Source organism: Labilithrix sp. (assembly GCA_019637155.1).
In the GTDB taxonomy this organism is placed as follows: Bacteria; Myxococcota_A; Polyangia; order Polyangiales; family Polyangiaceae; genus Labilithrix.
This window is the reverse complement of record JAHBWE010000007.1, coordinates 23,342-48,516: the sequence shown is the minus strand read 5'-3', so window position 1 is coordinate 48,516 and position 25,175 is coordinate 23,342. Positions and strand designations below refer to the sequence as shown.

Below are 25,175 nucleotides of genomic sequence, written 5' to 3'. Positions count from 1 at the left end.
GATGGCGGCTGAAGACCTCCCTGTCCTCATCGCGTCGCTCTCGAAGGACGAGGCGCGCCAGCTCGAGGAGGCCGCGCGCGTCGGACGTGACGTGCGCCTCAACCTGAAGTGGTCGCCGATCGAGGCGGGTCCCCACCTCCTCGAGGTCTATCTCCCGACCTCGCCGATGCCGCTCAACTTCCTCGCCGAGCCGCTCGAGGTCGGTGACGGCGAAGAGGGCGTGGTCCCGCTCCGCGTCTACCCGTGGGAAGAAGAGGAGGAGTCCGCGCCGGTCGCGGCCTCTATGCCCGAGGTCGAGGTGCCGGAGGTGCCGCAGGACCGCTTCGTCGGCCGGCCGTTCGCGCGCGGGCGCTTCGAGATCATCTCGCCCCTCGGCGAAGGCAGCATCGGCGCGGTCTATCGCGCGCGGCACACGGGCCTCGGCATCATCGTCGCGCTCAAGGTCCTCCACGAGGCGTTCCAGCACGACGCGGAGTTCGGCCGCCGCTTCCACGCCGAGGCGCTCGCGCTCTCGCAGCTCGATCACCCGAACCTGATCCACATCCAGGACTTCGGCGAGGACCCCGACGAGCAGCTCCTCTACATCTCGATGGCGTTCGTCGAAGGCGAGACCTTGCGCGGGATCCAGAAGAAGGAGAACAAGATCTTCGCGCTCCCCCGGATCGTGAACCTGATGGCGCAGGCGTGCGCCGGCCTCGGTCACGCGCACGAGCGCGGGCTCATCCATCGCGACGTGAAGCCCGACAACATGATGGTCCTCACGCGCGAGGACGACGACGGCAACAAGACCGAGGTGGTGAAGGTCCTCGACTTCGGCTTCGCGGTCACGGGCAAGGTCTCGGGCGAGGTCGCGCAGCGCCTCGCGGGCACGCCGGTCTACATGAGCCCGGAGCAGTGCCTCGGCCACGAGCTCGACGGACGGAGCGACGTCTACGCGTGCGGCATCATGCTCTTCGAGATGGCGACCGGCACCGTCCCGTTCCTCGCGCGCGACGCGGAGACGATCCGGCGCATGCACATAAAGACGCCGGCCCCCGCCGTCTCGCAGTACCGCACCGACATCGATCCGCGCTACGACCGCATCGTCGCGAAGGCGCTCGCGAAGCGCCGCGAGGACCGCTTCGCGTCGATGTCGGAGCTGCGCGCGGAGCTCCGGCAGCTCCTCGTGAAGGAGGCGCCGCGCGTGCCGGCTCCGGCTCCTCCGCCGCTCCCCCGCGCGGCTCCGCCGCCGCCGGTCCCGGCTCCGCCGCCGCGTCCGGTGCGGGCCGCCGCGCGCGAGCTGCCGTCGTGGGCGCGCGAGGTCGCGAACGCGCCCGACTTCGCGACGCTCGCGCATCGCCTCGTCGATCTCGGCGGCCACATCCGTCCGCTCGCGCAGGAGGCCGACGTCCTCGCCCTCCACGCGATCGCGAAGCTCCTCGACAGCGTCGCCGATCGCGCGCACATCGACGACGACAGCCGCGCCGCGCACAACGCGGTCGCGAGCATCTTCACCGAGCCCGCCGTCCTCGCGCCGATCGCGGCGCGCCTGCTCGCGTGGGACGAGGAGGGCCGCGAGGCAGCGGCGGACCTCATCGTCCGCGGCGGCGCGGCGGGGGTGTATGCCCTCTACGGCGCGCGCACGAGGGTCGCCGACGCGAACGCGCGCATCGCGTTCGTGACGACGATGAAGGCGTGCGGCGACATCGCGCTCCCGGTCGTGCGCGCGGCGCTCGAGAAGGTCATGCCGCGGGCGGTGGGCGGCGAGCACCGCGCGGGGGTGGAGCTCGCGGAGGACTTGCTCCTCTCGGTGCCGCCGCTGCTCGACGACGCGACGGGCCGCCTCGTCGAGCAGTACGCGTCGTCGCCGGTCCCGACGTTGTGCCGCGCCGCCGCGCGCGCGCTCCCCCGCGTCTGGGCCGATCGCGCGGGCCCGACGTTGCTCAAGCTCCTCGACATGGGCGACGAGTCGGTGCTCACCGCCGCGATCGCGGGCCTACGCGAGTCGAACCAGGTCGACGCCCGCGCCGTCCGCAAGCTCGGCGCGCTCGCGGACCGCGGCAAGCTGAAGTCGCCCCAGCTCAAGGCCGTCGCCGTCGCGGCCCTCGGCGCGGCGATGCCGAGCGCGAAGCCCGACGCCGCGCAGGTGCTCGAGAGCCTGCGTTGACGCGGCTCGCGTTCGTCGATCTCGACGGTACGTTGCTCGGGCCCGACCGCCGTGTGAGCGCGGAGAACGAGCGGGCGCTCGCGCGGCTGCGGGCGGCGGGATGCGAGATCGTGCTCGCGTCGGGGCGGCATCATCGGAACATCCTCGCGCTCGCGGCGGTCGGGGCCGACGGATGGATCCTCTCGTCGCACGGCGTCGTCGTGCGGCACGCGCGGAGCGACGAGGCGATCCTCGAGATGGGGATCGCGTTCGACGACGTCGTCGCGCTCTGCCGGATCGCGCGCGACAGGGAGCTGAGCGTCATCGCGTACCACCGCGACGGAGCGTTCATCGAGGCGCGGACGCGCTGGACCGAGACGTACGCCGAGAAGACGGGGTGGTCGCCGCCGGTCGTGCGCTTCGACTCGCTCGATCCGCGCGGGTTCCAGAAGGTGCTCCTCTCCGACGAGCCCGCGCGCATCGCGGAGTTGCACGCGTCGCTCCCCGCCGAGCTCTCCGCGCGGCATCACGCCGTCATCACGGAGCCGGAGCTCCTCGAGCTGCTCGCGCGCGGCGCGAACAAAGCGACCGGCGCCGCCGCCCTCGCCGCGAGGCTCGGCGCGAGCGACACGCTCGCCTTCGGCGACGGCAACAACGACGTCGAGCTCCTCGCCTGGGCGGGCCGCTCCGTCGCGATGGCCCACGGCCGCGAAGCCGCGCGCCGCGCGGCGAAGCACGTGACCGAGCCCGGTGCGCCCGAGACCGCGTTCGCGCGCGCGGTCGAGATCGTCCTCGCTTAGACCTCGACCTTGCCCGTCTTGATCCCGGTGAGGGCAGGCCCTGCTTCGCGGCGTTCGTCGCGTTCGACGCGGCCGTCCTTCAGCGTGATGACGCGCGGCATGCCGGCGGCGAGGGCGCCGTTGTGCGTGACGATCACGATCGTCGTCTTGCGGCTCTGGTTCACGCTGTAAAACAGCTGATGGATCTGGTCGCTCGTGCGCGAGTCGAGGTTGCCGGTCGGCTCGTCGGCGAGGAGGAGCTTCGGCTCGAGCACCAGCGCGCGGGCGAGCGCGACGCGCTGCTGCTCGCCGCCGGAGAGCTCGCCGGGACGATGGAGGACGCGGTCCTTGAGGCCGACCTCCTCGAGGAGCGCCTGCGCCTTCGACGCCATCTCGCTGCGGGAGCGGCCCTGGATGAGGCCCGGCATGATGACGTTCTCGAGCGCGTTGAACTCGGGGAGCAGGTGGTGGAACTGGAAGACGAAGCCGATCGTGCGGTTCCGGAGCGCGGCGAGGCGCGTGCCCGAGAGCTCGGTCAGCTCCGACTCGTCGATGCGGAGCGAGCCCGACGTGATGATGTCGAGCGTGCCGATGCAATGGAGGAGCGTCGACTTGCCCGCGCCCGACTGGCCGACGATGCCGACCATCTCGCCTTCGTCGATCGTGAGGTCGATACCCCGCAGCACGTCGAGCGTGCGCCCCATGTGCTGGAACGACTTCTTCACGTCACGTGCGACGACGACCGGGCGCGGCATGAGCGGCCTCCTCATAGCACACGTCCTGTAGGACTCGACGCCCCTCTCGGGGTAGGTCGAGGCGATCTGCCCCATGCCCGTAAATACAGGCGAACCGTGGGCTCTGTTCCCGGCCCGACGGCATACGAATAGCATGACGACGAAGAGGTCCCATGTCCGACGCCCCGAGCTCGCCTCACTACGTCAGCGTTGCCGGCACGACCCACGTCGGCAAAGTCCGGGAGAAGAACGAGGACGCCTTCGTCGTCGCCGACCTCACCGGCGGCGCCCTCCTCCAGGATCGCGCCCACGCGCGCTTCGACGTGGGCGAGCGCGGCGTCTTGCTCGCGGTGTCCGACGGCATGGGCGGCGCGCAGGCGGGGGAGGTCGCGAGCGCGATCGTCGTCGACACGCTGACGCGCGAGGTCGGCTCCGCGCCGCTCGAGACCCCGCGCGACGCGACGCTGACCGAGGCGGTGAAGGCGGCGCACGAGGCGGTCCGCGAGCGCGGGCAGCACGACCACGCCAAGATGGGCGCGACGCTCACCGCGCTCTTCGTCCGCGCCGGGCGCGCGTACATCGCGGAGGTCGGCGACTCGCGCGCGTACCTCGTTCGCTCCGGCGCGATCGCGCAGGTGACGAAGGACCAGAGCATGGTGCAGATGCTCGTCGACAGCGGCGTGCTGAAGCCGGAGGACGCGAGCAACTCGCCGATGCGCAACGTCATCCTCCAGGCGATGGGGCATCAGCGCGAGATCAAGATCGCGGTCGGGAAGCTGGAGCTCCGCGATCGCGACTGCCTCGTCCTCTGCTCCGACGGCCTCACCGTTCACGTCAGCGACGAGGAGATCAAGCAGGCCGTCGTCGGCCAGCGCCCCGAGGCCGCGGTCGAGTCGCTCCTGAACCTCGCGCTCGAGCGCGGCGGGAAGGACAACGTCACGATCATCGTCGCCGGCATCGGCGGCGAGCTCGCGCCCCCCGCCCCGGAGGAGAGCGCCGAGAAGGCGGTCGAGGTCATCAAGGCGTTCGAGCCGAAGCCGACCTGACCGATGGAACGCACGCTGCGACGTGGTCGCGCGTGATGAACCGAACCTCTCCCGCCTTGTTCCTCCTCTGCGCAACCCTCGCCGCGGGGTGCGCGACCGAAGACCCGACCACCGAGCGCTCTCGCCTCGAAGGACGCCCGCCGCCGACGCTCGTTCCGGGCGCGGTGACGGCGGACAAGAGCTTCTCCGACGACGTGAGGGTGGCGGACGACCGCCTGGTCATCGCCTCCACCGGGCACGAGGACGTGCTCTCGCAGATCGAGGTCGGCACGGTCGTCGCAGGCGATCGCGCGAAGGGGATGAAGGAGACGAACCCGTACGGGTTCCTCCGCCGCGTCACGAAGATCGAGAAGGACGGCGCCGACACGGTGCTCATGACCGAGAAGGCGGAGCTGACGGACTGGATCCACGACGGCCGCCTCGACTTCTCGAGCACGAAGTCGCTCCTCCGGCCCGGCGCGACGGTGGGCAAGGGCAAGGTCGTCACGCGGACGCTGCGCTTCCAGGCGAACGAGCAGGAAGGCAGCGGCGGCGGGAGCGGTGAGGAGACGACCTCGCTCCTCGCGGCGATCGACGACGCGGTGAAGCTCGAGAACGCGACGCTCACGGTGAAGGCGTCGTTCGACGGCTACCTCGACGTCCGCCACGCGGACTGGTGGGGTCCCTTCGACCCGCCCGAGGGCGCGGCGTTCAAGTCGGTGCTCACGCTCGAGCCCTCCATCTCGGCCGACATCGTCGTGAGCGTCGCGAAGGACGCCTCGATCGACAAGGCGTGGACGGGGCCCGAGGTCACGATCCCGATCCCCGCGCCGATCCCGGTCACGGTGAGCTTCAAGCCGGAGCTGAAGTGCAACCTCAGCGCGGGCGGCTCGCTCGGCTTCACCGTCGGCGCGAACATCGGCGCGCGCGGCGTCTTCGGCTTCGAGGGCGACGTGGGGCTCGATCACTTCGATCAGACGAACCTCTCCCAGGCGCCCACCGCGAGCGGCGGCCTCGTGCTCAAGTCGATCGAGGGCAAGGCGACGGTCTCGGTCCGCTGCGAGATCGTTGCGCTGCCGAAGGTGCTCGCCTTCGACGCGCTCGGGATGGAGGGGCGGATGGGGCCGTGGCTGAAGCTCTCGTCGGAGCTCTGCGCGCTCGAGAACGAGGGCGGCAAGGCGTCCGGCGTCACGCTGCGCGAGGAGCACGGGCTCACCGGCAACATCGCCGCGCGCGTGCAGGTCCCGATCTTCGATCAGGGTCACAACGTCGACCTCGCCTCGTTCGACTTCGCGCTCGGTGACGGCGACCACTACCTCCACGGCAGCGCCGACACGTGCAAGCTCCCGCTCGCCGACAGCTGCGCCGGCCGCGCCGACGGCCTCTACTGCAGCGAGCTCGCCCCCGACTCCGCGATCATCTGCGAAGCCGGCGTCATCGCCCGCGGCCTCCAATGCGAGGCCAACGCAAAGTGCACCGGCGGAACCCCAGACGCGATCCAGTGCCAGTGAGGTAGTCTCGCTCGCGATGAACCCGCCTGCTCGGTACCTCGTCTGCGTCGTCGCCGGAGCGCTCGCGGGGTTCGCCGTGGCGTGGGTCGCGCGGATGCCCATCGCCGAGGCGCCCGCGTTTCCGGTGACCTCGAGCGCACCGACGCCGACGCCGTCGGTCGCCACGCAGGCGGCCTTCGAGAGGATCTACGAAAACAGCGAGTGGGGAGAGAACGACGCCGGCCTCGGCACGTCAGGGTCGGGCTCGACGGTCGAGGCGACCGCGGTCTATCGCGCATTCCTCACCCAGTTCATGCGCGACAACGACATCCATTCCGTGGTGGACGCGGGCTGCGGCGATTGGGAATTTTCGCAGACGATCGACTGGTCGGGTATCCACTACAAGGGATTCGACATCGTTCCGGCCGTCATCGCGCGCGACAAGGCGCAATTCGGTAAGCCGAACATCGAGTTCTTCCACGCCGACATCGTCAAGACGGAGCTGCCGGAGGCCGACCTCCTCCTCTCGAAGCACGTGCTCCAGCACCTGCCCTCCGCGGACATCAAGACGTTCCTCGCGCAGCTGCCGAAGTTCAAGCACGCGTTGATCACGAACGGCGTCAGTCCGCGCACGTTCTCGGCTCGCAACGTGGACATTCAGGCCGGCGCGTACCGCGAGCTCGACATCACGCAGCCACCGTTCGGCGTCGCCGGCTCGAAGGTGCTCTCCTACTGGGACGGCCACCACATGCACCAAGTGGTGCACGTCCGTCGCAAGTAAGCGGGACCTCAACCGGCTCTTCGCCGCTCGCGCGCGAGGAGGGCGCGTTTTCGGTCGATCCCCCACCGGTAGCCGGCGAGGCTGCCGTCCTTGGCGACGACGCGGTGGCACGGGATCGCGAGCGCGACCGGGTTCGCGGCGCACGCGCTCGCGACGCCGCGGACCGCGCGCGGGGCGCCGATGCGCGCGGCGAGCTCGGTGTACGTGATCGTGCGGCCGCGCGGGATCGCGCGGAGCGCCTGCCAGACGCGCTCCTGGAACGCGGTGCCGCGGACGTCGAGCGGGAGCTCGAAGCGCTCGGTGCGCCCGTCGACGAAGCCGATCACCTTCGCGACGAGGCGCTCGAACGCGGCGTCGCCCGGCGCGAGCTCCGCGCGCGGGAAGCGGTCTTCGAGGTCGTGCGTGAGCGCCTCGGGATCGTCGCCGAGCGCGATCGCGCAGACGCCGCGCTCGCTCGCGGCGACGAGGATCGAGCCGAGCGAGCACTCCCCCACCGCGAAGCGGATCGTCGCGCCCGCGCCGCCGGAGCGGAAGCGCCGCGGCGTCATCCCGAGGATCGCGTCGGCGCGCTCGTAGAAGCGGCTCGACGAGCCGTAGCCCGCGTCGTGCATCGCCGCCGTCACGCTCGGCGCCTCCGCCAGCCGCGCGCGGACCGCCTTCGCGCGGTGGGCCGCGGCGTACGCGCGCGGCGTGAGGCCGGTGACCTCCTTGAACACGCGATGGAGGTGGAACGGGCTCCAGCCCGCGCGCTCCGCGAGGACCGCGAGCGTCGGCGCGGCCTCGGACGTCTCGATGAGCCGGCACAGCTCCGCGACGACGCGCGCCTGCTCGGCTTCGCGCGGCGGCCCGTCCGGCTTGCAGCGCTTGCACGCGCGGAACCCCGCCCGCTCGGCGTCGGCGGCGCGGCGGTGGAACGCGACGTTCTCGGGCCGCGGCGTGCGCGCGCCGCACGAAGGCCGGCAGTACACGCCGGTCGTGGCGACGGAGTAGAAGAACGAGCCGTCCGCGCTCGCGTCGCGGTTCACGAGCGCGGTCCAGCGAGGGTCTTTCGTGATGTCCATACGCGGCAAGCTACGTCCGCGCGCCCGCCTCGACACTCCGCCCCTTGCTCTCGAATTCATTCCTCACTTCGTGAGGGCGCGGGCGAGCTCGGCGTAGAGGTGCACGTTCGCCTTGACGGTCTTCGTGTACACGCCGACGTGCATCGACTCGTTCGGGCCGTGCGCGCCGGTGTCGGGGTCGATGACGCCGTTGAGGACGAGCGGCAAGGTCGCGAAGCGGCGGCCGAAGAGCGCGACGAACGGGATCGAGCCGCCGAGGCCGACCCGCAGCGGCGCGCGCCCCCACGCCTTCTCGTACGCGCGATCGGCGGCCTCGAAGGCGGGGCCGGCCGCGACGTAGTCCCACGACGACGCGGAGCCGGGCTGCTTCGCGAGCGTGACCGCGAGGCCCGCCGGCACGTCGCGCGTCAGCTCCTTCATGACGAGGTCGAACAGCTCGTCCGACGTCTGGCCCGGCGCGATGCGGAAGCTGAGCTTCGCGGAGGCGGACTTGCGGATCGCGTTCTTCTCCGTGCCGGGCGCGGGGAAGGTGGTGGACAGGATCGTCACCGCCGGCTGGCGCCACACCCAGGCCGCCGGGGAGAGGGAGCGATCGGGGAGCGGCGCGACGCCGTCGAGCAGGCGCGCGCCGGAGCGGATCACGTCGGGCGTGAGCGGCACGTCGCGCGAGCGCTCGAGCCAGCCGGCGTCGACGTCGCGACGGCCGAAGCGGAGGCGTCCGTCCTCGTCGACGAGACGCGCGAGGACGGTGACGAGCGCCATCGCCGGATCGGGGACGAGGTTGCCCCAGATGCCGGAGTGGACGTCGCTCTTCGCGCTCTCGATCGTGACCTCGACTTCGAGGAGGCCGCGGAGGCTGACGGAGAGCCCCGGGATGTCGACGCTCGGGTTCTCGCAGTCGGTGAGGACCATCGCGTCGGAGGCGAAGGCGTCGGGATAGGCGTCCATGAAGCGCTCGAGGTTCGGACTGCCGATCTCCTCCTCTCCTTCGAGGAGGAGCTTCAGGTTGCACGGGAGCCCGCCCGTCTCCGCGAGCCACGCCTCGATCGCGACGAGGTGGCTCAGCCAACCGCCCATGTCGTCGGCGGAGCCGCGTCCGTAGATGCGATCGCCCTTGCGGACGACGCGATGGGGCTCCGTCGTCCAGACCTCGTTCTTCACTGGCTGCACGTCGAAGTGGCCATAAATGAGGACGGTGGGCGCGCCCGGCCCTGCCTTCGTCCACTCCGCGGCGACGCAAGGCAGCGCGTCGGGAAGAGCGAGGACGCGCGCCTGCTCGAGGCCGAGCTTCTCGAGGTCCGCGCGGAGCGCTTCGGCGAGGGCCCCGACCGTCTTCGGGGCGTCGGGCTCGCTCGAGATGGGAGCGAAGGTGAGGTAGCGATCGAGGCGGGCAAAGGAGCTTTCGACCGCGCGCTCGGCGGCGAGCGCGATGCGGGAGACGTCGACGTCGGCCATGATGCGAGTCTTTACCTCACCACGGCGCCACGTGGAACGCTCGCGCGTCGCCCCGCGATCCCTGCGAGCATCGCGTCGAGGCCGAACTCGAACTCCCTCTCGAGGTCGCGCGTGGCGAGGACGCGCGCCATCTCACGGACGCGCGGGAACGTCTCTTCGCTGAATCGCTCGTAGTCGGGGCGTGACTCCTCGTCCGGTCTCCTCGTCCCGTGCGTCGCGATCGTGTGACCGACGACGAACGCGAGGAGTACCTGGAGTGTCCTCAGCGCGTCTTCGGGGCGGAAGCCGGCGTCGTGGAGGAGGGCGAGCACGGCCTCGAGGTCCGCGATCGCGGCGGGCGTGACGGCGGCCCGCGTCGCGAAGAGGGGAAGGGCGTTCGGATGCGCGCGGAGGACGGCGCGGAGCGCCAGTCCGCGCTCCCTCAGCGCCGCGCTCCACGACCGGTGGCGCTTCGCGGGCGGCAGCTCCGACAGGACCGCTTCGAAGACGCCGTCGAGCATCGCGCGCTTGTTCTCGACGTGGTTGTAGAGAGACATCGCCTCGACGGAGAGCTCTTCGCCGACGCGCCGCATCGAGAGCGCGTCGAGCCCATCCCGGTCGACGACGTGGAGGGCCGCGCGCAGGATGCGCTCCCGTGTGAGCGGTTGTCGCTGGATTGGCCGGCTCATGTCGATCCCTTGACAGGCTTACAGCATAAACTTACGACGTAAGTCATGCAGATCGACGAGCCGGTGGTGGAGCGCGCGCGAGGTGGTGCCATGACTCTCCGAGACGAGCTCCGTCGTCGGATGGCGCTTCCGCAGCGCCATCGCTTGCTCCAGGGCTATCCGATGGCGCCGCTGATGCAGCCGGCGGCGCGTGGGACCGATCCGCTCGCCGCCCTCGACCTCGATCCCGCGCGCCCGCTCATCGTCGGGGTCCTGCCGCACACCTTCTGCAACCCGAAGGTCCGCGGCTGTGGATTTTGCACGTTCCCGCACGAGAAGTTCGGGCACGAGCCGATGCGACGGACGGTCCGTGAGGTCGCGCGAGAGATCGAAGCGATCGCGGCGCGCGCGCCGTCGCTCCGCGGACGTCGCGTCGAGGCTGTCTACTTCGGCGGCGGGACCGCGAACCTCACACCACCGGCGGAGCTCGAGCGGCTCTGTCGCGTCCTCGCGTCGACGTTCGACCTCGCGGACAGCGAGCTGACGCTCGAGGGCGTGCCGAGCTACTTCCTGCTGCGCGAGGAGGCGTTGCTCGACGTGCTCGAACGGACCGGCGTCCGGCATCGGCGCATCAGCATGGGCATCCAGACGTTCGACCACGAATGGCTTCGGCGGATGGGGCGCGACGCGTTCGGCGATCGCGCCGAAGTCGAGAGCGTCGTGCGCGCGGCGCATCGGCGCGGGATGACGGCGTCCGCCGATCTGCTCTTCAACCTGCCGGGTGCACCTCGCGCGCACGCCCTCGCCGACGTGCGCACGGCGATGGAGCTCGGGTTCGACCAGATCTGCACCTACAACCTCGTCCTGCGACCGGAGCTCGACACGGTGTGGGCGCGCGATCAGGCGCTCGTGCGCGCGATGCCGAGCACGACGACCGCCGCCGCGACCTGGCTCGCGGTGCGCGAGTTCCTCCTCGCGGGCGGCTACGTGCAGACGACGCTCACCAACTTCGAGCGCGCCGACGTCGCCGAGACCTCGCGGCGTTTCGTCTACGAGCGAGCGAGCTTCAGCCCCGCGCGGCGCGACGCGATCGGATTCGGGCCCGGAGCGATCTCCACGTTCACGAGCCGCGATCGACAGCGCGCGACGAAGTGGATGAACGCGGGGACGAGCGAGGTGTTCGTCGAACGAATGGTCGAGCTCGGGACCGCGGTAGCCGGCACCTTCGACTATTCGGCGCTCGACCTCCGGCTGCTCCACCTGACGCGCAACCTCGCGCGACTCGCGATCGACAACGCCGAGTACGAGGCCTTCTTCGGGGAGACCCCTCTCGCCGGTTTCGCCGTGCCCTTCGAGGCGCTCGAAGAAGCGGGCCTCGTGCGGCGCGACAGCCGGACGATCGAGCTCACGCCGCTCGGGATGTTCTACGCCGACGCGGCGGCGGGGCTCCTGGCGCACCACCGCGTCGCCGAGATCCGCCGCGCCGGCGACGAGAACCAGTCGACGCGCCACCACATGGGCTGACGCTCTTACCCCTCTTGTACAGCGCCACGGGCTCGCGGGAGGGTCATGCAGAACACCGCTCCGCGAGGCGTCCTCTCCTCGACCCAGATGCGCCCGCCGTGGGCCTCGACGGCGAGGCGGCAGAACGTGAGCCCGAGGCCGCGGCTTCGCTCGGCGTGGGGTGAGCCGTCGACGCGCGCGTACTTCTCGAAGATCGCCGCGCGCGCGGCCGCGGGGATCCCCGGTCCGTCGTCCGCGACCGTGACGCGCACGCCGGCGGCGTCGGCGCGCGCGCCGAGCGTCACCGTCCCGCCCGGCGCGTACTTCAGCGCGTTGTCGGCGAGGTTATCGAGGACGCGGCGCACGAGATCGGCGTCGAGCGATGCGGTGCCGGCGTCGTCCGCGACGTCGAGCGCGAGGGTTCCTCCTTGCTCCGTCGCGCGGGCGGCCGCGCCGGCGCGCACCGAGTCGAGCAGATCGGCGAGGACGACCGGCTCGCACCTGGGCACGAGCGCGGCGTCTTCGGCGCGACTGATGTCGAGCAGGTTCATCACGAGGCGCAACATCGCCTCCGTCGACGAGGTGATGTCCTGCGCCGCCGTCTTCGCGTTCTCGGAGAGGCCGGTCGTGCGGGCCAGATAACGCGCGTTCGGAAGAATGCTCGCGATGGGGTTCTTCAGGTCATGGACGACGAGCTCGGTGAGCTCCCGCTTCTGCCGCTCGAGGCGCACGAGCTCCATGTTGACGCGACGCAGCTCGAGCTGGCGCTCGATCATGCGACGGAGCGCCTCGAGCGCGTCCTGTTGCGTCTTCGACAGCTCGCGCGACTCGAGGTCGAGCACGCAGAGCGTCCCGAGCTTGAACCCGTCGGGCGACTTGATGGGAGCGCCCGCGTAGAAGCGAAGCGACGGCGGATACTGCACGACGAAGAGATCCTTGAAGCGCTCGTCGGCGCGGGCGTCCGGGACGACGAGCGTGTCGTCGGAGAGGATGGCGTGGGTGCAGAACGACTGCTCGCGTGGCGTTTCGTCGAAGGGGACACCGACCTTCGCCTTGAACCACTGCCGCTGGCCGTCGAGCAGCGTCATCATCGCGATGGGCGTCCCGCAGATCGAAGCCGCCAGCTCGACGGCGTCGTCGTAGGCGCGCTCGGGCTCGGTGTCGAGGATCGCCAGGCGGTGGAGCGCCGCGACCCGCGCGGTTTCGTCGTCGCCGCTCATGGACCTACAAGTCTACGTGGAGGCGCCGGAGAAGTGGATGCTGCATACGCCTGGACCGTCACCGCCGCTCGCCGATAGGCTCTCGGCATGCCCGGAGAGCCGAAGCCGATCGTCTCGATCGATGATGACGCCGCGATTCGCCGCACGATCGCCCGCGCCTTGAGCGAGGCGGGCTACGAGGTTCATTCCTGTCCGTCGGGAGCGGCGGGGATCGAGAAGCTCAAGTCCGTCGACGCCGGCCTCGTCCTGCTCGACGTATCGATGCCGAACGAGAACGGCTTCGACGTCGCGCAGAAGATCCGCGAAGGCGCAGCGGGCGAGGCCAATCGCGGGATCCCGATCGTGTTCGTGACCGCCGAGAGCGCCGAGGAATCCTACGAGCGCAGCTTCGACGTCGGCGCCCATCGCTACCTCGTCAAGCCGTTCGAAGACGAGCAGCTCCTCGCCACCGTGACCGGCGTGCTCCACCTCGGCGGCTGACCTCTCGATTCACGACTGCGCGGACCCCTCCCGGATCAGCGCGCCGAGCTCGGCGATGGAGAGCTTCCCGCTCGCGGCGGAGCCCTCGAGGATCGACTCGGCGAGCTTGCGTTTGTCGGCGTGGAGCGCGACGACGGCCTCCTCGATCGTCCCCCGCGCGATGAGACGGATCACCGTGACGGGGCGCCGCTGACCGATGCGGTGCGCGCGGTCGCTGGCCTGATCCTCCACCGCCGGGTTCCACCACGGGTCGAGGTGAATGACCGTGTCCGCCGCGGTGAGGTTGAGACCGGTGCCTCCGGCCTTGAGAGAAATGAGGAATAGGTCTCCGTCTCCGTCCTGAAATGCCTTCACGCGTCGAGTGCGCTCGGACACGGGCGTCTTGCCGTCGAGGTAGAGGTAGGAAGTCCCCCGCGCGCGGAGCGCCTCTTCGACCAGCGCGAGGTGCCCCGTGAACTGGTGACGTGCTTGGGCTTGGCGTTGGGATGGATCGTCTTGCCCGTCTTCAGCATCTCGACGAAAGCCGCGATCTTCTTCGCGCGGCCCGCGGCGGTCTTCATGCTGAGGGTGCGGAAGGTCAGCGCGAAGCGGTTCTGGGCGGAGAGCGCTTCGTACGTCGCGACGGCCTTCGGCTCGGCGTAGATCGCCGCGAGCAGATCGTCGGGCGCCTTCGTCTTGCTGACGCGGTAGGCCTTGGCCCAGCGGCCGTCCTCCTTCGCGGCGGCCACGGCGGCGAGGCCCGGAGGCTTCATCCGTCCGGCCTTCGTCAGGCGCTCGACGTTGGCGACGTTGATCTGGCTCCACACGCTCTTCTTGCCGCGCGGCGTGTAGCGCTGGAGGAAGCTCTTGTCGTCGAGGCCCTTCCGGATGGCGTCGATCCAGCCCCAGCAGAGCACCACGTCGACGGCCTCCGCCGGCGTGATCGAGGCGAGGCCCGAGCGGACCTTGTGGATCTTGATCCAGACCTCCGTCTCCTTGTTCCAGTGCTTGCCGAGCCAGCGGTCGAAGCTCCGCTCGTCCTTGAACTCGAAGACCTTGTCGGGATCGACCCGGACCGACGCCATCGCGGCTCACTCGTAGCGGAGGCCGTCGACCGGGCGGAGGCGCGACGCCGCGTAAGCGGGATAGACGGTCGAGAGCGTGCAGATCGTGAGCGCGGCGCCGGCGACGGTGAGAAAGTCCCAGCCGTTTACGCTGATCGGCAATCGGTCGATGTAATAGACGTCGGGATCGAGCCGGAGGCCGAACCACTTCAGGCCGGTGCAGGTGGCGAGGCCCGTCGCGACGCCGAAGACGGTGCCGATGCCGCCGATGATCATGCCCTCGATCATGAAGGTGCGGAGGATGGCGCCGTCGCTCGCCCCGATCGCCTTGAGGATGGCGATCTCCTTTCCCTTCTCCGTCACCATGAGGAGGAGCGTGCAGACGATGCAGAAGCTCGCGACCATGATCGCGATCGACAGGATGATGAAGGTCGCGAACCGCTCGAGCTTCAGCGCGCTGAAGAGGTTCTTGTTGATCTCGCGCCAGTCGCGGATGCGGAGCTCGGGCCGGTTCACCGCCGTGACGACGGCGGGCCGCACGAGGTCGGCGTTCTCCGCGTCCTCGACCTTCACGTCGATCGCGCTGATCTTGTCGCCGGTCGCGAAGTACTCCTGCGCGTCCTTCTTCAGCGTGTAGACGCTCATCGCGTCGTACTCGTACATCCCACTGTAGAACACCGCCGCGACGCGGAAGCGCCGCGTGCGCGGCATGACGCCCATCGGGCCGAGGTCGCCGAGCGGCGAGACGAGCGTGATCTCGTCGCCGACGTAGACGTGCAGCGTCTTCGCGAGCTCGCGCCCGAGGATGATGCCGGGGCGCTCCGGCTTCGTGTTCACGAGGACGGCGCGGACGTCGGGATCGATGTCGTCCGCGATGGCGGGGAGCTCGGAGCCTTTGTAGTACTGCTCGCCGCCGGGGCCGATGCCGATGACCTCGTTCGGTGGGAGGCGAACGAGCTTGTCGGGGTGCTCGAGGTAATCGAGCTTGCCGACCTCGATGTTGTGCTTCAGGTCGATGACGTCGTTGATGCTGCTCGTGTCGATGCCGGTCACGACGACGCCGGCGAGGTTCGACGCCGACGAGCACATCACCTCGCCGTGGACGACCGGCGTCACGCCGACGACCCCCGGCACCTTGCGCACCGCGGCGAGGATGCCCTCGTAGTCCTCCCACGGCGTCGCGGCGGTCGTGTCGATCACGATGTGCGCGTTGTTGCCGAGGATCTTGCGCTTCAGGTCCTGGCTGAAGCCGCCCATGACGCTGACGACGGAGGAGAGCGCGCACGACGACAGCGCGACGCCGCAGATCGAGAGCACGCTGATGACGGTGAGGAACCCGCTCTTCTGCGAGCGCACGTGGCGCGCCGCGACGAACGACGTGAAGCGCCGGCCCTCGAGGCGGTCGAGCATGTACGGCAGGAGCAGCGCGAGGACGACGACGATGACGGCGACGGAGGAGACGATCGCGGCGGCGCGGATCGCGGTGTCCTGGATCGAGAACGCGGTGCCGCGCATGTTCGGCAGCGCCTTCACCCAGAAGACGAGGATGCCGGCGACGAGCCCGAGCGACGCGAGGAGGATGCGGAGGAAGGAGCGGATCGACGTGCTCGCGAACTCCGGCGTGTACCAGGGGAGATCGTTGCGCCCCGTCGCGCGCGCGTAGCCGTAGGCGTGGCCGCTCCAGATGAACGCGTAGGCGAAGAGCCCGACGATCGGGAGGAGGGTGAGGAGCGCGATCGGCGCGAGCGCGACGTTGTAGAGCCAGATCGTGCCGGTGTACGGCTTCGACGCGCGCCAGCTCTTCCGCATCGCGGCGACGAGGCTCGTGTCGTCGTCGGCGAGGAAGTACGGCGTCCACCCGAAGCCGAGCGTGTAGACGAGGTTCAGCCCGGCGCAGAGGAGGATCGCGGCGAGGTGGAGCCACCACGGGGTGGGGTCGGAGGTGTCGCGCCAGATCCGCACGAGCCACGGCGTGCCTTCGATCGTGCCGAAAGGGACGAGCACGAAGAGGACGTGGAAGGAGAACCAGCCGATCATCGCCGGCCAGCGCCGGAACGCGCGCCCCGTCGCGCCGGGTCGCGGCTCGTCGTCGCGCACCGCCGCGAGCGACGACTCGGCGAGGAGCGCGCTCTGGAAGGCGAGGACGAAGAACGCGAGGACGAAGGTGCCGACGCCGATCGCGATCGGCACCCACGGCGGGATCGGCGCGACGAGCGGATCGCCGAAGGTGCGGAGCGCCGGCGCGGGCCGGGTGAGCTTCTCGAGCCGCTCGAACCCGAAGACGAAGCCTGCGACGACGGTGGGGGCCGCGATCAGCGTGTAGCCGACGAGCTGGAGGACGAAGAGCGGGACGACGAGCGACACGAGGTGTCCGCGGATCGCGCGCATCGACACGCCGATCGCCTCGCCGATGCTCCACGGCTGATCGATGTCCTCGGTCGCCCAGCGCTTGTCGGCCATCGGGTCAGTCTTCCTTCCGCAGGAGCGGGAAGAGGATGACGTCGCGGATCGACGGCGCGTTCGTCAGCATCATGACGAGGCGGTCGATGCCCATCCCGAAGCCGGCCGCGGGCGGCATGCCTTGCTCGAGCGCGCGGATGTAGTCCTCGTCGTAGTCCATCGTCTCTTCCGCTCCGGCCGCCTTCTTCCGCACCTGCTCGCGGAAGCGCTCGGCCTGATCGTCGGGATCGTTCAGCTCGCTGAAGGCGTTGCACAGCTCGCGGCCATGTACGAACAGCTCGAATCGGTCAACCAGATGCGGGCTCGCGTCATTCCTGCGCGCGAGCGGAGACGTCTCGAAGGGGTAGTCGATGACGAAGACGGGGCGCGAGCGCTTGCCGTCCTCCGCTTTGTAGTCCTCGGTCAGGAACGGCTCGGAGAGGTACTCGTAGAGCGCGAAGAGGCGCTCGCCGTCGTTCTCGCACTTCATCCAGCCCTTGCGGAGGTTCCCCCAGTCGATCGCCTTCGCGCGGGGCGAGGACTTCGACCACTCCTTCATCGAGCCGCCGAAGTCGCCGAGCTCCACGAGCGCCTTCACGAGGGCGCCGCCGTCCTTGTCCGCCCACGCCGCGATGCCGGTCGCCTTCGCCGCGTTCGCGACGGCGACGTTCATCGGGACGCGCGCGAACGGCTCGTCGAACGTGAACGGCCGCTCCGCCTTCCACTTCGGCTGCGCCTCCGGCATCGCCTTCGCGAGCTCGGCGTCGATCGCGCGGAGCATCGTCTCGGTGAAGTCCATCAGCGTGTCGTAGGTCGCGTAGGCCCAGTAGTACTCGAGCATCGTGAACTCGGGGTTGTGCCGAGTGGAGATGCCCTCGTTGCGGTAGCAGCGCCCGATCTCGTAGACGCGCTCGAGCCCGCCGACGAGGAGGCGCTTCAAGTACAGCTCCGGCGCGATCCGCATGAACAGGTTCATGTCGAGCGCGTTGTGGTGCGTGTGGAACGGCCGCGCGACGGCGCCGCCGATGATGGTGTGCAGGGTCGGCGTCTCGACCTCGAGGAACCCCATCTCGTCGAAGACCTTCCGCGTGGCGCGCACGATGTGGCTCCGCGCCTTGAACACGTCGGCGACGTGCGGGTTGGCGACGAGGTCGACGTAGCGCTGGCGGTAGCGCGTCTCGACGTCCTGGAGGCCGTGCCACTTCTCGGGCGGCGGCCGCAGCGCCTTCGTGAGGATGCGGACGCGGAGCGGCTCGATCGAGAGCTCGCCGCGCTTGCTCGCGGTGAGCGTGCCCTCGGACTCGACGATGTCGCCGAGGTCCATCTCTTCGAGGCGCGTGTATTCTGCACCAAGTGCGGCCTCGCTCACGAGGAGCTGGATCTCGCCGGTGCGGTCGCGGAGGCGGAGGAACGAGAGGCCGCCGGTCGAGCGAAAGGCGATGATGCGGCCGCGGACGTGGAAGACGGCGCCCGCGGTCGCGGACTTCACGCCCTCCTCCGTGTACTTGCCGTCGGCGCCGCGCGCGGCGGCGGCCTTGTCGCGGAGCGCGCCGACGTCGATCGTGACGCCGCCCCTTCGCGGGACGACGTCGTTGGCGAAGGGGTTCTCCTTGCGGTCCTTGAGCTTCTGCGCCTTCGCGCGGCGGGCCGCGACGAGGGACTCCTCGGCGGAGGAGCCTTCCGGCTTCGTCGGTTCGGACATGGCGCCGCGGATCTACCCCGCCGCCCATGCGACGTAAAGTCATGGAAATTCCGGCGATCCGGCGTCGGCGCAGGATCCGCGAGCGAAATGACTACATACGCGCGGACCCGATCCGCCGCATAACGCGCGGCGCGGCAGATGGTGGCGTCCTTGGCACGCGCCTTCGGGCTTCCTTGCTTCTTCTTGGCCGGGCTCGCCGCCTGCGCTGCCCCTCGGAATGGCGGCGAAGCGGCGAGCCCGGACGCGGAGGCGCTCCTGTGCCCAGAGCTCGGCGGAAACAGCGACCCGCTCGAGGCCAACTACGCAGACACGCCGGAGGCGAACGCGCAGATCCGTGCGTTCGTCGCCGCGGCGCGCGGCCTCTCCGACGTGACGCTGGAGATCGAGCGGCGCGCGATCGACACGTGCCGTCGCATCCGCAAGGACATCGGCGCGCCGGACGCGCCCGTCAACGCCCCGATCGACACGCAGTGCGAGCCGGTCCGAGCCGCGATCGAGAAGCTGCTCAAGGAGGGCGTCGAGCTCCGGATCGCGATCGCCCCGCCGCGGTGCGAGGACGATGGCGCGCGGAAGGGGCGCTGCAACTCCGTCGCGGGATCGGCCGGCGCCGAGGCCGGCGTCCTGTGCGAGTCGCAGTCGCTGGTGTATGCGCGGTGCACGTTGCCGGCGGTCTCGTTCGCGAGCTCGCGCAACGCCGACGAGGTCGTCCGCCTCGGCCGATCGCTCGAGGAGAACCTGCCGCCGATGCTCTATGCCGACATGGCGCTCGGCCGGCGGCTCGTGTCGAACGTCGAGCAGATCGCCGTCGCGTCGGCGAAGCTGACGTCGCAGCTCAAGAACGTCGGGCCGCACGGCGCAGCGTGCGTCGGGCTCGCCGGGGCGGTGACGGCGAAGGCGGCCGAGCGGCTCCGCGTCTTCCTCGCCGCGAGCGGCGCGCTGGTGCTCTCGCTCGATCCGGAGATCGTCTCCAGCGCGAAGGGACCGTCATGAGAGCCATCGCGATCACCCTCGTCGCCGGCATGCTCGTCGCCGTCGTGGCCTGTGAGGAGACGACCTCGGGCGGTGAGATCACCAAGCCGGATGTGCTCGACGCCTCGGCCGAAGGAGGAGCCGACGCGGCGCCGCTCACGCCCCTCATCGACGCCGGCGCCGACGACGCGGCCGTGATCGTGGCGCCTTGCGCGGCGTGTGCGGTCGAGAAGTGCGGCGAGGACCTCGACCTGTGCGGTCAGATCTGCGTCGACGCCCTCCGCTGCACGACGGGATGCGATTCCATCGCCTGCGAAGACAAGTGCCTGCGCCAGGCGCGCACGCCGGACGGGCTCTCGTTCAACGCGTGCGTGCTCGCGCAGTGCCCGGAGGAGTGCTTGTCGTCGAAGGCGACGGTGACCGCCGCGCTCAACTACGCAGTGGCGGATTGCAGCCGGCTCGCGGCCTGCAATCCGTCCGTACTCACCTATTTCTACGGGTCCGCGCAGACCTGCCTCCAGCGAGCCAGTGTCTACTATGCGTGGACGGCGCTCCTCCCGGCGTCGGGAGCGTCGGCGACGCTCTACACGCAGTGCACCGCGCAGCTCGCCGGCCTCTCGTGCGAGGACTACAACTCCGGCCGCGCCGCGCTCGTCTGCCAGCCGCGCGGGACGCGCATCCTCGGCGAAGACTGCGTCGACGACGCGATGTGCGAGAGCGGCTTCTGCCCCTCGATCAATCGCGGTTGCGCGCAGTGCTCGCTCGCCCCCGGTCCCGGCAAGACGTGCGTCGGAGGCCGTTGCGCGCAAGGTCTCGTCTGCGCCGCCGGCACCTGCCTCGTGCCGGCGCACGACGGCGAGGCCTGCGGCGCGACCCGGCCGTGCGAGGGGTCGAGCGCGTGCGTCGGCGGCGTCTGCATTCCGCCGAGCCGCACGGAGGGGACGCCTTGCGCCGACGGCGCAGCCACCTGCGACGACGCGAGCTCGCTCTTCTGCTCCACGGTGACGGGCACGTGCCGTCGCTACGTGATCTCGGCGCCGGGCGAGCCGTGCCCGAGCGCCGGCGGGATCCCCGCGCTGTGCGTGAACCAGGCAGCGTGCGTCGGGGGCGTGTGCCAGGCGCCGCCGGTAGAAGGCGAGGCTTGCAGCGACGTCGACGGGCCCTATTGCACGTTCCCCGACGCGTGCGTCGACGGCAAGTGCGCCGCCTTGCCGTCTCCATCGCGGATCTGCAGGCCATGAGGCGCGTCGTTGCGTTCGGCGCGGTCGCGGCGCTCGGTCTCTCCACGCTCGAGGCGCACGCGCAGAACTACCGCGAGATGCCGATCGGCGGCCGCACCGCGACGATGGGGGGCGCCGGCACGGCGGCCGGCAACGACTCGGCGATGCCGTATCTGAACCCGGCCGGGCTCGCAGGAGTGCCGGGTGACATCTTCGCGGTGTCGGCGGCAGCCTACAGCTACACGCGGCGATCGTTCACGAACGTCATGTTCCCGTCGGGTGTCCCGGCGTCGTTCGGCTTTCAGCAGGACTCCGCATCGTTCGCGACGTCGACCATCGGAGAGCTTCCGAGCTCGGTCATGTACTTCCGGCATTTCGGAGATTTGAAAGCCAAGATCCAACATCGACTCGGCATTTCACTCGTCATTCCCGGGGCCCGTGACGTCGAGCTGATCGGTAGTGTCGGAGGCCGCTACACGGCATTCAACGGCCGATATGTCAATCAGGTCAGCGCGACGAGCCAGCAACGTAGCTATTACCTCGGGCCGAGCTATGCGATCGCGCTGAATCCCGACTTGCGACTCGGCCTCTCGCTCTACGGCCTCTATCAACGCAATCAGCGTACGCGTGCGCAGCAGTTCGAGCTCAGCGGCTTCGGCGGCGCGCTGAGCGGCAACGGCAGCGGTCAGCTCGCCGCGCTGCAAGAGGCCTTCTCGATCGCGCCCATCCTCGGCGCGCAGGCCCGGCTCTTCTCGAAGCTCTGGGCCGGGCTTGGTGTCGCGCTGCCGGCGATCCACGTGACGGGCCGCGAGCGCTCCAACGGTACGATCGCGTCGACGCGCGACGGCCGGTCGCTCAGCGCCGTCTCGCAGTCCGACCTCGGGTACTTCGAGCCCGCTCCCGCGCGCTTGAACGCGGGCATCGCGTGGGAGGACCGCAAGGGGTTCTCGGCCGCGGTCGACGTTCACGTCTACCTTCCGCGCGATTTCGGACGCCGCGGAACGACTGCGGTCGAAGCTCGCCAGACGGGAGAGGTCTCGCGCCGCCAGGTGATCGGCACGGACGAGAGCGTCGAGCGCGAGCTCGTGGTCGATGTCTCCGCCGGAGTCGAATACGCCTTCACGTCGCTGCTCTCGACGCGGCTCGGCTTCTTTACCGACAATCCGCCACGAGCGACCCTCGACGCGAGCGATCGCGACAACGGCCAGCTCACGCTCCAGCGCTTCGGCGGCACGTTGGGCCTCGGCATCCAGGCCGGCTCGTTCGATACGACGTTGGGGTTGGTCTTCGCGCGTGGGACGGGGCGCTACGTGACGGTCGACCAGTTCGGTCCGGGCGGCGCGCCCGGCTTCACGACCGTGCCGACGACGGAGACGACGAGCATGATCGTCTTCTCGGGCGCCGTTACGGTCGACGAAGCAAAGAAGGCGATCCGCGACGCGTTGCCGGTGGCGGTTCCGCTTCCCGATCTCGAGATCGGAGGCACGGGGACGCCAGCGCCTTGGATCCCGGATCCGCTTCCGCCGGAGCCCAAGCCGCCCCCGCCGAAGGTCCGGCGCGCGGTGCCGGAGATGATCGAGCCGCGTCCCCCGGCGGTGCGGCCATGAGGCGCCTCGTCACCGTCGTCGCGGCGCTCTCGAGCGGGCTGCTCCTGGCGCTCGGGTGCACACCGGACGAGCTTCCCCTCACGGTCGGGTGCCGGGAGCTCGCAGAGTGTCCGCTCGGAAAGGTCTGTGACCTCGGGACGAAGGAGTGCATCGACGAGCCGCAGGAGCGCATGATCGGCAGGTTCTCCTGCACGCTCAGACGCGCGGACGACCCGCGCGGGGTCCCCCTCGGTCAGTTCTCGGAGGTGACGGTCCGGACCGCGGGCGGGCGCTTCGTCCTCGCGAACATCGGGTGCACCATCAACGAAGAGATCGACGCGATCACGGTCGGCATCAGCCCCGCCGATCGCTCCGTCTCGATGTGGATGCGGCTCACGCTCTCCAAGGCGCGCGCCAATCCGAAGGTGACCCTCGGCCCCTACTTCGAGCTCGGCTTCGAGTCGGTCGAGCTACGGACGGACTCCATTCGCTACGCGACGTCGCTCGAAGGAAGTGTCCTTCTCGGCGGGAAGCTCGAGCACAACGGCGTGCTCGACGGCTACATCGACGCGAAGATGCTGCCGGTGACGGACACGTTTCCGGCCTTCGGCGATCCCTGTCCCCAAGGCATCGCGTCGTGCGGGCCGCTGATGCCCTCGGTCGGCGGGGTCCAGTACTGCATCGAGGCCCTGCGCGACACGACGCACCAAATATGCGTGCGAGAGTGCAAGCTCGATCAGGACTGCTTCCTTCGACCCGGCGCGATCTGCGTCATCGGAGTGTGCGCGCGCGCGTGCGTTCGAGACGAGGAGTGCACGTCACCGACGAAGTGCGTGAGCGAAACGGCGGGCGGACGGAAGGGCTGTCTCTGAAGACGTCGCTCAGAAGCGGAACGACAGCGGGCCGTCAGAGGGCTGCGCCGGCCGCGCGTTGTCGAGCCCGCGCTCTTTGTCGATCGCGGATCAGAAATCCGCGATCTTCGCGACGAAGTCGGGGCGGTCGACGAAGGGGTTGCGGTTGTTCTGGACCGACTCGATCGCCGCGTTGCGCTTCTGCTCGATCGCGTCGACCGGGTCTTCGTCGTTCCACTCGCGGAGGACGACCTCTTCGGTGTTCGGGATGCGGAGGTTGTAGCGCACCGCCATGTAGAAGTGGGCGCGCGCGATGTCTCCGCGCTTCTCCGGGCGGACCTCGAAGGTGTTCTTCCCCGCCTGGTCCTTGCCCATGAACGAGCCGCCCTGATCGAAGGAGCAGCGCACCATGGAGCCGGGCTTCGCGCACGCGGGCTCGCCGAACGGGAAGTTGCTGCGCGAGCTGTTCGCGCGGCTGTCGGACGGAAAGAGGTGGTGGAGGTCGCTCTTCGCCGGCTCGCGGTTCGCGCCGTCGCTCTGCGGCCACGAATGCTCGGTGTTGAAGCTCGACACCGTGGTGGTGCCGTTCGGCGACGCGAGGCGGCCCGTGTACACGCACTCGATCTTGCCGTTGTCGGTCTGGAAGCCCGCCGCGTCGCGCGCGAACATCGTCTTCCGCGCCTTGTTGTAGCCGAGCGAGCGGTGCGACTTGATCTTGTCGAACAGCGCTTCCCTGAGCGCCGTGCCCTCGAGGTCCTCGACGTCGGCGTACGACGGGATCGTCTTGTTCTCGATGCTCGTCTTCTCGGGCTCCACCGAATCGAGGTCCGCCTCCGACTCCTCGGTGAGCTCCTCCTCTGACTCCGACGCGTTGCCGACGCACCCGACGGCGGCCGTCGTGGCGGCGATGACGAGAGCGAACAGAGAGCGGTAGTGGCCGACCATGCGGGCACGGTTATTACCCGGTCATGCCCGATCCACCCGTCTCGATTGAGCAACAATTTCAGGGAGGTGCGAGCATGTGGGCAAAGTCGCACCTGCGAAAATGCGGCAGAAAGCGGGGATCCCGCCTCCTTAGTCAGGGCCGGAAGCGGTCCGTCGCGGTGACCAGCTCGTGGATGATGCCGGGCTCGGCGGCGGAGTGCCCCGCGTCGCGGACGATCTTGAGGTCCGCCTCCGGCCACGCCTTGTGGAGGTCCCACGCGCTCTTCGCGGGGCAGACGACGTCGTAGCGACCCTGCACGATGACGCCGGGGATGTGGCGGATCTTCTGCACGTTCGCGAGGAGCTCTTTCCCGTCGAGCAGCCACCCGTGGTTCATGAAGAAGTGGCACTCGATGCGCGCGAACGCGAGCGAGAACTCGTCGCCGCCCGTGCGCGCGATGAGCTCCTCGTTCGGGAGGAGGCAGCTCGTGCGGCCCTCCCACTGGCTCCAGATCCGCGCCGCGGCGGAGCGGACCTTCGGATCGTCGCTCGTGAGGCGCCGGTAGTACGCGGCGAGCATGTCGTGCCGCTCCTCCGGCGGGATGTGCTCGCGGTACTCCTCCCACGCGTCGGGGAAGAGGTAGCTCGCGCCCTCCTGGTAAAACCAGCGGATCTCCTCCTTCCGCAGGAGGAAGATGCCGCGGAGCACGAGCTCCGTGACGCGCTCGGGGTGCGTCTCGGCGTAGGCGAGGGCTAGGGTGGAGCCCCACGAGCCGCCGAACACCTGCCACTTCGGGATCTCGAGCAGCTTCCGCAGCACCTCGATGTCCTCGACCAGGTGCCAGGTCGTGTTCTCGTCGACCGACGCGAACGGCGTCGATCGCCCGCACGCGCGCTGATCGAGGAGGACGATGCGGTACGCCTTCGGATCGAAGTAACGCCGGTGCTTCGGCTCGGTCCCGCCGCCGGGGCCGCCGTGGAGGAACAGCGCGGGCTTGCCGTTCGGGTCGCCGCACTCCTCGAAGTAAAGCTCGTGGCCGCCGGAGACCTGGAGCCGGCCGGTGCGATAAGGCTCGATTTCGGGGTAGAGCGCGCGGAGCTCGGTCATCGACGCGCTCTTAGCACTGCTCGCCGTATCTCG

Annotated in this window: 21 protein-coding genes; 10 read left to right on the top strand and 11 right to left on the bottom strand. The window is 69.8% G+C overall.

Translation table 11 applies throughout. The features are described from left to right. Position 1: 1 nt before the first annotated feature. Positions 2 to 2,146 carry a serine/threonine protein kinase gene (locus KF837_15805; protein MBX3228785.1) on the top strand — a complete coding sequence of 715 codons (2,145 nt, stop codon included), beginning with the start codon at positions 2 to 4 and terminating at the stop codon, positions 2,144 to 2,146. Further along, positions 2,143 to 2,925: a Cof-type HAD-IIB family hydrolase gene (locus KF837_15800; GenBank protein MBX3228784.1), complete on the top strand. Its 783-nt coding sequence runs from the start codon at positions 2,143 to 2,145 to the stop codon at positions 2,923 to 2,925. Before KF837_15805 ends, KF837_15800 begins: the two co-directional genes overlap by 4 nt. On the opposite strand, the gene KF837_15795 is transcribed toward KF837_15800, so the two are convergent. Then, on the bottom strand, positions 2,922 to 3,659 hold the full coding sequence (locus tag KF837_15795; GenBank protein MBX3228783.1) for an ABC transporter ATP-binding protein: 738 nt from the start codon (positions 3,657 to 3,659) through the stop codon (positions 2,922 to 2,924). The two genes, KF837_15800 and KF837_15795, sit on opposite strands and share 4 nt — an antisense overlap. A 152-nt stretch (positions 3,660 to 3,811) precedes the next feature. Between KF837_15795 and KF837_15790 the strand changes: the two genes are divergently transcribed. Genes KF837_15790 through KF837_15780 form a run of 3 tightly spaced genes read left to right on the top strand, consistent with a single transcriptional unit; the run spans position 3,812 to position 6,934 of the window. Next, positions 3,812 to 4,684, top strand: coding sequence for a serine/threonine-protein phosphatase (locus KF837_15790; GenBank protein ID MBX3228782.1), 873 nt, complete (start codon positions 3,812 to 3,814; stop codon positions 4,682 to 4,684). 56 nt (positions 4,685 to 4,740) lie between these two features. After that, the gene (locus KF837_15785) at positions 4,741 to 6,174 is read left to right on the top strand and encodes a hypothetical protein (protein ID MBX3228781.1); all 1,434 of its coding nucleotides are present in this window, start codon (positions 4,741 to 4,743) and stop codon (positions 6,172 to 6,174) included. Between the two features lie 16 nt (positions 6,175 to 6,190). Beyond that, positions 6,191 to 6,934: a class I SAM-dependent methyltransferase gene (locus tag KF837_15780; protein MBX3228780.1), complete on the top strand. Its 744-nt coding sequence runs from the start codon at positions 6,191 to 6,193 to the stop codon at positions 6,932 to 6,934. Positions 6,935 to 6,942: 8 nt separating this feature from the next. On the opposite strand, the gene ada is transcribed toward KF837_15780, so the two are convergent. Genes ada through KF837_15765 form a run of 3 tightly spaced genes read right to left on the bottom strand, consistent with a single transcriptional unit; the run spans position 6,943 to position 10,118 of the window. Then, a complete protein-coding gene (gene ada, locus KF837_15775) occupies positions 6,943 to 8,055 on the bottom strand; it encodes a bifunctional DNA-binding transcriptional regulator/O6-methylguanine-DNA methyltransferase Ada (protein MBX3228779.1) in 1,113 nt (370 codons plus the stop codon). 3 nt (positions 8,056 to 8,058) lie between these two features. Beyond that, complete coding sequence (locus tag KF837_15770; GenBank protein ID MBX3228778.1) at positions 8,059 to 9,450, bottom strand: M20/M25/M40 family metallo-hydrolase; 1,392 nt, start codon at positions 9,448 to 9,450, stop codon at positions 8,059 to 8,061. Positions 9,451 to 9,461: 11 nt separating this feature from the next. Further along, a complete protein-coding gene (locus KF837_15765; protein MBX3228777.1) occupies positions 9,462 to 10,118 on the bottom strand; it encodes a TetR/AcrR family transcriptional regulator in 657 nt (218 codons plus the stop codon). A 90-nt stretch (positions 10,119 to 10,208) separates the two neighbouring features. Here KF837_15765 and KF837_15760 point away from each other — a divergent pair, with 90 nt between their 5' ends. Beyond that, the gene (locus KF837_15760; GenBank protein ID MBX3228776.1) at positions 10,209 to 11,621 is read left to right on the top strand and encodes a radical SAM protein; all 1,413 of its coding nucleotides are present in this window, start codon (positions 10,209 to 10,211) and stop codon (positions 11,619 to 11,621) included. 5 nt (positions 11,622 to 11,626) lie between these two features. Here the strand turns inward: KF837_15760 and KF837_15755 are convergent, their stop codons facing one another. Then, positions 11,627 to 12,820, bottom strand: coding sequence for a GAF domain-containing sensor histidine kinase (locus KF837_15755; protein MBX3228775.1), 1,194 nt, complete (start codon positions 12,818 to 12,820; stop codon positions 11,627 to 11,629). 87 nt (positions 12,821 to 12,907) lie between these two features. Between KF837_15755 and KF837_15750 the strand changes: the two genes are divergently transcribed. Next, a complete protein-coding gene (locus tag KF837_15750) occupies positions 12,908 to 13,300 on the top strand; it encodes a response regulator (protein ID MBX3228774.1) in 393 nt (130 codons plus the stop codon). Between the two features lie 9 nt (positions 13,301 to 13,309). Here KF837_15750 and KF837_15745 read toward each other — a convergent pair whose 3' ends face one another. From KF837_15745 to KF837_15730, 4 genes are all read right to left on the bottom strand, one after another. Next, complete coding sequence (locus tag KF837_15745) at positions 13,310 to 13,738, bottom strand: SWF/SNF helicase family protein (protein MBX3228773.1); 429 nt, start codon at positions 13,736 to 13,738, stop codon at positions 13,310 to 13,312. After that, entirely contained in the window at positions 13,651 to 14,364 is a 714-nt protein-coding gene (locus tag KF837_15740) for a YdeI/OmpD-associated family protein (protein ID MBX3228772.1), read from the bottom strand. Before KF837_15740 ends, KF837_15745 begins: the two co-directional genes overlap by 88 nt. A 6-nt stretch (positions 14,365 to 14,370) precedes the next feature. Next, on the bottom strand, positions 14,371 to 16,380 hold the full coding sequence (locus KF837_15735; GenBank protein MBX3228771.1) for an ABC transporter permease: 2,010 nt from the start codon (positions 16,378 to 16,380) through the stop codon (positions 14,371 to 14,373). A gap of 427 nt (positions 16,381 to 16,807) precedes the next feature. Further along, entirely contained in the window at positions 16,808 to 18,484 is a 1,677-nt protein-coding gene (locus KF837_15730; protein ID MBX3228770.1) for a lysine--tRNA ligase, read from the bottom strand. Positions 18,485 to 18,634: 150 nt separating this feature from the next. Here KF837_15730 and KF837_15725 point away from each other — a divergent pair, with 150 nt between their 5' ends. The 3 genes from KF837_15725 (at position 18,635) to KF837_15715 (ending at position 23,131) form a co-directional block, all read left to right on the top strand. Then, positions 18,635 to 19,474 (top strand): hypothetical protein, encoded by an 840-nt coding sequence (locus KF837_15725; protein ID MBX3228769.1) that lies wholly within the window; start codon positions 18,635 to 18,637, stop codon positions 19,472 to 19,474. Positions 19,475 to 20,501: 1,027 nt separating this feature from the next. After that, on the top strand, positions 20,502 to 22,280 hold the full coding sequence (locus KF837_15720; GenBank protein ID MBX3228768.1) for a hypothetical protein: 1,779 nt from the start codon (positions 20,502 to 20,504) through the stop codon (positions 22,278 to 22,280). Continuing rightward, complete coding sequence (locus KF837_15715; GenBank protein MBX3228767.1) at positions 22,277 to 23,131, top strand: hypothetical protein; 855 nt, start codon at positions 22,277 to 22,279, stop codon at positions 23,129 to 23,131. The genes KF837_15720 and KF837_15715 overlap by 4 nt, the downstream gene beginning before the upstream one ends. A 90-nt stretch (positions 23,132 to 23,221) precedes the next feature. Here the strand turns inward: KF837_15715 and KF837_15710 are convergent, their stop codons facing one another. Together KF837_15710 and pip are read right to left on the bottom strand one after the other, a co-directional pair. Beyond that, positions 23,222 to 24,055: an endonuclease gene (locus KF837_15710; GenBank protein ID MBX3228766.1), complete on the bottom strand. Its 834-nt coding sequence runs from the start codon at positions 24,053 to 24,055 to the stop codon at positions 23,222 to 23,224. A 133-nt stretch (positions 24,056 to 24,188) separates the two neighbouring features. Then, positions 24,189 to 25,142, bottom strand: coding sequence for a prolyl aminopeptidase (gene pip / locus KF837_15705; protein MBX3228765.1), 954 nt, complete (start codon positions 25,140 to 25,142; stop codon positions 24,189 to 24,191). Positions 25,143 to 25,175: the final 33 nt, after the last annotated feature.